The 7,974-nt window shown below is 42.5% G+C and carries 5 protein-coding genes; 4 read left to right on the plus strand and 1 reads right to left on the minus strand.

What is annotated here, in order from left to right; all coding sequences use genetic code 11:
• Window positions 1–1,076 precede the first annotated feature (1,076 nt).
• The 4 genes from manA (at window position 1,077) to alr (ending at window position 7,325) form a co-directional block, all read left to right on the plus strand.
• Window positions 1,077–2,021 carry a mannose-6-phosphate isomerase, class I gene (manA, locus tag E4T79_RS10410; RefSeq protein WP_135030045.1) on the plus strand — a complete coding sequence of 315 codons (945 nt, stop codon included), beginning with the start codon at window positions 1,077–1,079 and terminating at the stop codon, window positions 2,019–2,021.
• A gap of 1,238 nt (window positions 2,022–3,259) precedes the next feature.
• Entirely contained in the window at window positions 3,260–5,785 is a 2,526-nt protein-coding gene (gene secA, locus E4T79_RS10415; protein ID WP_135030047.1) for a preprotein translocase subunit SecA, read from the plus strand.
• A gap of 75 nt (window positions 5,786–5,860) precedes the next feature.
• Window positions 5,861–6,232, plus strand: coding sequence for a holo-ACP synthase (gene acpS / locus E4T79_RS10420; protein ID WP_135030049.1), 372 nt, complete (start codon window positions 5,861–5,863; stop codon window positions 6,230–6,232).
• Window positions 6,213–7,325, plus strand: a complete 1,113-nt coding sequence (gene alr / locus E4T79_RS10425) for an alanine racemase (protein WP_135030051.1) — start codon at window positions 6,213–6,215, stop codon at window positions 7,323–7,325. The genes acpS and alr overlap by 20 nt, the downstream gene beginning before the upstream one ends.
• Window positions 7,326–7,669: 344 nt before the next feature.
• Here alr and E4T79_RS10430 read toward each other — a convergent pair.
• Window positions 7,670–7,974 (minus strand): IS3 family transposase (locus E4T79_RS10430; protein WP_167752581.1); only part of this gene is annotated, 305 nt, incomplete at its 5' end.

Consider the following 7,974-nt stretch of genomic DNA (forward strand, 5'->3'; position numbering starts at 1 on the left):
CGTCGCTTTCATATCGCTTCATCCAGTGTCTGATAGTATAATCAGACACTTGGTAGGTTTTCGTTAATTGACTGAGGGACTGCTTATGGCTCAGATACAACTGAAGGATTTCACATTTTTCTTCTACTGATTTTGGACTTCTTTTAGACATACGAAAACTCCCCTTATAGTGTCTAGTGAATTTTTGTTTTTTCACTGTCTACTATAAGGGGAGTATATCAAGAGTGTCTGGCTTTTTTCAGTATTTTAGGGGGACTTGTAGAGATATAGTCCTTTCAGTTTTGATTGAGTGCTGGGCAAGGAATTATAGGCATAACTGGAGATAGGCAAGACGGGCTAATTCATTAAAACGGAACGGTCATATAAGCTTGCTATTTTTGGTGTTGAGGAAAGATGAGCCCGTCTTGCGGAACCTTAGGACTACTTTCGGTTTAGAGGAGGATCATTTCGGTATTCTTATCTTTCAAGAGGCTGAGCAAAAGTTCCTCTTCTCTTCTCAGAGTTTGTATCAAGCTCTCGCACAGTGGTTGACTGCTTCAGCGACTCTCATGCCGTTGAAGAGTGGAAAGGAAGCACTGTTTCCACTGAGGTCGTCTTTGATTACCCGCAATTTGAGCTTTGGGGAATACAGTCATTTCGTTTAGCTTTTATTACTTTGTTCACTCATCTTGCTGTACTCCAGTACTATCTGCGACTCGTTGCCTAGTACTAAAAATAAACTAAATGGCTATACTAAAAGCAAACGAAAAGACTATACTTTGTGGACATGTTTCCTTTTTTAGCCATGAAAAAGAACCTCCTTATCATAACAGCAGCCTATACTTTTTGTACTGTCTATTTTACGCGGGGCTTGATTTTCTATCTGTTGCGTTCTTTCTTGCTCCCTCATCGGCTGCTGATTTTATAGTGCCTGAGAAAAACGAATAACGCCGTGTAAGGAACTATCCGTGGATGGAGGTCATAAGTACAGGTTCTAAAGTTTTTCCTCTCTTTTTTTGATAAATACTCCAAGGAAGTTGGCTTTTCTCAGTCCTTTTTGCTATGATAAAAGGAGAAAATAGAAACGAGGAACAATTATGGTGGAACCATTCTTTTTGCAATCGGTGATGCAGGAAAAAATCTGGGGTGGCACCAAACTTCGTGATGAGTTTGGCTACGAAAGTCCCAGTGATCATGTCGGAGAGTATTGGGCAATTTCGGCGCATCCAAATGGTGTTTCGACAATCAAAAACGGGGTATACGCAGGTTTTAAACTGGATGATTTATACCGCGAGCATCGCGAACTCTTTGCGAACCGGACAGAGGAAGTTTTTCCTCTTCTAACCAAAATTTTGGATGCCAATGATTGGTTGAGTGTACAGGTTCATCCAGATGATGCTTACGGACTTGCGCATGAGGGTGAACTCGGTAAGACCGAATGCTGGTATATACTGTCAGCGGATGAGGGTTCAGAAATTATCTATGGCCATAAGGCTCAATCAACAGATGAACTTCGCGAGAAGATTGAACAAAAGGATTGGGATCGTTTACTACAGAGGGTTCCTGTTAAGGCGGGGGACTTCTTCTATGTGCCAAGTGGGACCATTCATGCTATCGGAAAAGGTATCATGATTTTAGAAACCCAGCAATCGAGTGACACGACCTATCGTGTCTATGATTTTGACCGTAAGGATGATGCGGGTAAGCTTCGGGAATTGCACTTGGAAAAATCGATTGATGTTACGAAAATTGGTGAGCCTGCAAATAGCCGCCCTGTTACACTCCATGTAGATCATTTACGCTCGACCTTGCTTGTTGCTAACGACTTTTTCAGCGTTTACAAGTGGGAAGTGACTGGGGAAGTAAGCATGAAGCAGACAGCGGATTACTATCTGGTGAGTGTCTTGGCAGGCGAAGGTGAGCTCGTTGTTGGTTCTAAGACTTATCCGATTGGGAAAGGGGACCATTTTATCTTACCGAACGATGTTACAGACTGGGTCTTGAGAGGACAGGCATTAGAAATCATTGCTAGTCATCCCTAAGAATGAAAGTGTAGATGATTGCTGCTTTGAAAATCAAGTTCAGAGTTCCTTATCTTAATCGAATCAGCTGTTGAGAGAAAGTAACTACTTTTTTACCAAACGCCTAAAATAGTTATCAATGAGTTTAACTATTAGTTTCAGCGTTTTCTAGTCTGAATGTCCTGTTTCATTGACGATACATGTAGAGGCTGGGAAAAGTGCCTCTCCACTTAGCAGAGTTCATTCAAGCTCTCCACGCAGTGGTTGCTTGCTTCAATGGCTAGCATGCCCTTGAAGGTGGGAAATGAACTGCTGCTCCTTTTGTTTTATAGTCATTTCGTTTATCTTTTGTTACTTCGTTCACTCGTCTTGTTGTACTCCAGTACTACCTGCGACTCCTTGCCTCGTACTAAAAATAAATGAAACGGCTATAAGGGAACAGGCTAAAAAGCTCCAGTGGAGCTTTTTACTCATATTTGTGCGTGTTTCCCACTCCAAATCTGACCTCTACGACGGATGCGAACGAATTCGCTTCATTTTCAAGCTCCAACAGTCACTACTCTGATTGTTGGAGCTGTGCGGGGTGGAAGTGAAACGGTCTGGGAATAGACTGTTTCAGCCCCAAGCTAGAATTGAGGAAATAAGGGAAACCCAACTCTTTTTTGACCTATTGAGTTTTTCCCACTCTCAGTCCGAAGCTAGAATTGAGGCAAAACGGAACTTTTTTTCTACTCTATTGAGTTTTTCCCTGCTCCCTAAACTATCAGAACAAATGTATGGAGAATGTCTGATGTTCATACTTTAGACGACCCAATATCTGATGAGGCAATACAATCGAAAGTAGAGCGGAAGTTCGGCAGGGTGATGCCTGATGCCATTTGAAGGTGGTGCTTGATGAGTATCAGATACTAGAGGTTCATCGAGAGGTTTACTATTTGCTGAAAATGTAGAATCTGATAGTCTCAAAAATGAGGATTGGCGAGCTTGAAATGTAAAACATCTGAAATTATTTTACAAAATGGATGTAGAGAGTTATAGATGTTATTTTTTCGTGTGCACAGTGTGATGAAACTGTCGCTCATTCTTGAAAGTAGTGGGGAAACGTGCTATAATGAAAGGAATGAAAAATAAGAAATAATATAGTCATTTTGTTTATCTTTTATTACTTCGTTACCTCGCTTTGCCGTACTCCAGTACAGCCTGCAGCTCGTTGCTTAGTACTAAAAGTAAACTAAAAGACTATACAAGTAAGGAAGAAAATGGCAAATATTTTAAAAACGATCATTGAAAATGATAAAGGTGAATTAAAAAAGCTAGAGAAAATGGCAGATAAGGTCATTGCCTATGCAGACGAGATGGCAGCTTTATCAGATGCTGAATTACAGGCTAAAACAGTAGAATTTAAAGAGCGTTACAATAAGGGAGAAACCCTTGATGAGCTTTTATATGAAGCCTTTGCGGTTGTCCGTGAAGCTGCAAAACGGGTGCTTGGTCTTTATCCTTACCCTGTTCAGATTATGGGGGGGATAGTTCTTCACCATGGTGATGTGCCAGAGATGCGTACAGGGGAAGGAAAAACCTTAACGGCAACCATGCCAGTCTATCTAAATGCTTTGTCTGGCAAGGGAGTGCACGTTGTCACTGTCAATGAGTACTTGGCAAGCCGTGATGCTACAGAAATGGGAGAAGTTTATGCTTGGTTGGGGCTCTCTGTGGGCATTAACTTAGCAGCTAAATCTTCTCTTGAAAAACGGGAAGCCTATAATTGCGATATTACCTATTCAACCAACTCAGAAATCGGCTTTGACTACCTTCGTGATAACATGGTTGTTCGTGCTGAGGACATGGTGCAACGTCCCTTGAATTTTGCTTTGGTTGACGAAGTAGACTCTATTTTGATCGATGAGGCGCGGACACCGTTGATTGTCTCAGGTGCGCAAAGTTCAGAAACCAATCAACTGTATTTCTTGGCGGATAATCTGGTCAAATCATTGGATGAAGCTGATTACATCATAGATGTTCCTTCAAAGACAATTAGTCTATCTGATTCTGGAATTGACAAGGCAGAGAGCTTCTTCAAGCTGAAGAATCTATATGACATTGAAAATGTCGCCTTGACGCATTTTATTGACAATGCCCTTCGTGCTAACTATATCATGACCTATGATATTGACTATCTCGTCAATGATGAACAAGAAGTTATGATTATTGATCCATTTACGGGTCGTACGATGGAAGGTCGTCGTTATTCTGATGGTTTGCATCAGGCGATTGAAGCCAAAGAAGGTGTACCCGTTCAGAATGAATCAAAAACAAGTGCGTCTATCACCTATCAAAATCTCTTCCGCATGTATAGTAAATTAGCGGGGATGACTGGTACAGGTAAGACAGAAGAAGAGGAATTTAGAGAAATCTACAACATTCGTGTCGTTCCAATCCCAACCAACCGTCCGATTGCTCGTATTGACCATGAAGACTTATTGTATCCAAATTTGGAATATAAGTTTAATGCGGTTGTGGCAGATGTCAAGGCTCGTTATGAAAAGGGACAGCCTGTCTTGGTTGGTACTGTTGCGGTAGAAACGTCAGATTATCTGTCAAAACGTTTGGTGGCAGCAGGAGTTCCTCACGAGGTCTTGAATGCTAAGAACCACTATCGTGAAGCACAAATCATCATGAATGCTGGTCAGCGTGGTGCGGTTACCATTGCAACCAACATGGCAGGACGTGGTACAGATATTAAGTTAGGTCCTGGTGTCCGTGAACTCGGTGGACTTTGTGTCATTGGTACAGAGCGCCATGAAAGTCGTCGGATTGACAATCAGCTCCGTGGACGTTCAGGTCGTCAAGGAGATCCAGGTGAATCTCAATTCTACCTCTCTCTGGAAGATGATTTGATGAAACGCTTTGGATCAGAGCGGATTAAAGCGTTCATGGAACGTATGAACTTGACAGAAGAAGAGTCTGTTATCAAGTCTAAGATGTTGACTCGTCAAGTGGAAAGTGCCCAGAAGCGTGTGGAGGGAAATAACTACGATTCTCGTAAACAAGTCCTTCAATATGACGATGTAATGCGTGAGCAACGTGAAATCATTTACCGCCAACGTCAAGATGTCATCACTGCTGACCGTGATTTGGCTCCAGAAATAAAGGCGATGATGAAGCGGACGATTGAGCGCCAAGTGGCAGATCATAAGGTAGGTAAGCGCGATGAGGCTTTACAAGCAATTTTACACTTTGCTCAAATCAATCTGGTGCCAGAAGATTCCATTAGCCTAGCTGACTTAGAGGGTAAATCAGAACAAGAGATTGTGGATGATTTGTACAATCGTGCCGTAGAGGTTTACGACAGCCAAGTAGCTAAGTTACGCGACGAAGATCGTATACGTGAATTCCAAAAAGTGTTAATTCTTCGTGTGGTAGACAATCGCTGGACAGATCATATTGATACGATGGATCAGTTGCGCAATGCAGTTAGTCTGCGTGGTTATGCGCAGAACAATCCAGTTGTTGAATACCAATCAGAAGCTTTTGCAACCTTTAATGAGATGATTGGGGCTATTGAATTTGACGTAACACGTCTTATGATGAAAGCACAAATTCATGACAATATTGAACGGGAACGTGTAACACATGAAGCGCATACAACAGCTGTGAAAAATATTGTTCCAGCTCAAGCTGCTGTTAGTGAGCAAGGCAACTTTGAAGGAGTTGAACGCAACGATGCATGCCCATGTCAGTCAGGTAAGAAATTTAAAAACTGTCACGGACGCAAGGAAGTATAGTAAAGATATATGAGGGAGGAGTGAGGGGATCCAGTATTCAGTTGAATGCGGATTTCCCACTTCTTTTTTTGAGAAATGATTATAGGACACGGAATAGATTTACAAGAAATTGCTGCTGTAGAGGCAGCGATGAAAAAGCACGACCGATTCGCTAGGAAAGTATTGACTGAAAACGAATTCGTACGATTTGAACAGTTGAAAAATCGTCGCCAATTGGAATATTTAGCAGGTCGATGGTCAGCCAAAGAAGCCTTTGCTAAGGCACTTGGAACTGGAATTGGCAAGCTTGGTTTTCAAGACATTGAAATTTTGACAGACGATAAGGGAGCGCCCTATATTGCCAAGTCACCTGTTCAAGCTAAGGTATGGCTCAGTATTAGTCATTCTGCTGGTTTTGTGCAAGCCAGTGTGATTTTGGAGGAAGTAGATGAGAGTAAGTATTCATAGACCTACAAAGATTCAGGTCGACTTGTTGGCTATCTCAAATAATTTGGAACAGGTCAAGAACCATTTACCTAATAAGACCAAGGTTTTTGCAGTAGTTAAGGCTAATGCCTATGGGCATGGAGCAGTTGCAGTCGCTAGGCAGCTGGAAAGCCAAGTAGATGGTTTTTGTGTTTCTAATTTGGATGAAGCCTTGGAATTGCGTCAGGCGGGAATTTTGCAACAGATTTTGATTCTCGGTGTGGTGCCAGTAGAGGTTGTACCACTCGCGATTTCAGAAAGGATGATGCTGACGGTTCCAAGCTTGGAATGGGTGGAGCAGTTGCTGGAGTGTGAATTTTCCTTACAAGATTTGCAGGTGCATGTCAAAGTGGATACAGGTATGGGGAGGATTGGGTTTCGGGAAAGTCGTTCTCTCAATCAAGCCATGAATCAGTTGAGACAAAAAAGCGTAGTTATCGACGGGATATTTACTCATTTTGCAACAGCTGATGAAAAAGATGACAATTATTTTCAGGTGCAACGTTCTAGATTTCAAGAGATACTTGCTGAAGTGGAGCAAGTACCTGCCTGCATTCATGCTAGCAATTCCGCAACCAGTATTTGGCATACAGATACAACCTTTACGATGGTTCGTCTGGGCAATATCTTATATGGTCTCAATCCAAGTGGGCATGAGCTAGCCTTGCCGTATCCGATTCAGTCAGTCTTGCAGCTGACATCTGAGTTAGTCCATGTCAAGGAAGTTGAAAGAAACGCAAGTATCGGCTATGGCGCGACCTACCATAGTACGGAGTCTGAGTATATTGGCACTGTGCCGATTGGCTATGCGGATGGTTTTTTGAGAAACATGCAGGGGTTCTCTCTCTTAATCGAGGGAGAGCTCTGTCCAGTTGTTGGACGTGTTTCCATGGATCAGATTACTGTTCGATTGCCAAAGCGCTATAACTTGGGCACCTCTGTGACCTTGATTGGTCAAAGCGGGCATCGTGTCGTTTCTGTACAGGACTGGGCAGATTACCTAGGAACCATCAATTATGAAGTGGTCTGTGCTTTATCCAGCCGCATTCCCCGTTATTATGATGACAAGATATGAGAGCGAAAAAGTGACCGCACCTTGAGGATGTCCAGCGTTTAAGATGCTCTCTGCTGGCTCCTTTCTTCTATAGCTGTCAGCGAGATAGTCTAGCTATGGCTACGGCAAGAATAGGCAGACGAAAGAAGTTGCTTGCAACTTCGTCGTGAGATCCTGGTGAGTCTTTTAGGTTCGTCACCACTAAAATGCAGTGAGGAAGCAGTTAGCGACCGTCAACAAAGAATGGAGGTCAGTCAGTTTATAGTCATTTTTAAAAGCTGACCTGACTTTCTCGTTTTTAAGCCCGTGTGACAAGTCATTTTGAACGGCTCCCTGTCAAGTAGACAGTCAAATAATAAAAGATATTAAGCAACCTGATTCCTGAATTCTATAGGAGTCAGGTTATTTAATTTGGTCTGATAGCGTCGTGTATTGTAAAACTCAATATAGTGTTCGATGTCTGTGACGAGCTCATCATAGGTCTTATATTTCTTCAGGTGATAAGCTTCTGTCTTGAAATGCCCAAAGAAACTTTCGATTGGGGCGTTATCAATACATTTACCAACCCGAGACATGGATAAGGTTAATCCAGCTTGTCGTGCAAAGTATCGATACGCTTTAGAAGTATACTGGCTCCCACGATCGCTGTGAACCAGTGGTGTCGCACCTG

Source organism: Streptococcus sp. LYSM12 (genome assembly GCF_004569635.1).
Classification (GTDB): Bacteria; Bacillota; Bacilli; order Lactobacillales; family Streptococcaceae; genus Streptococcus.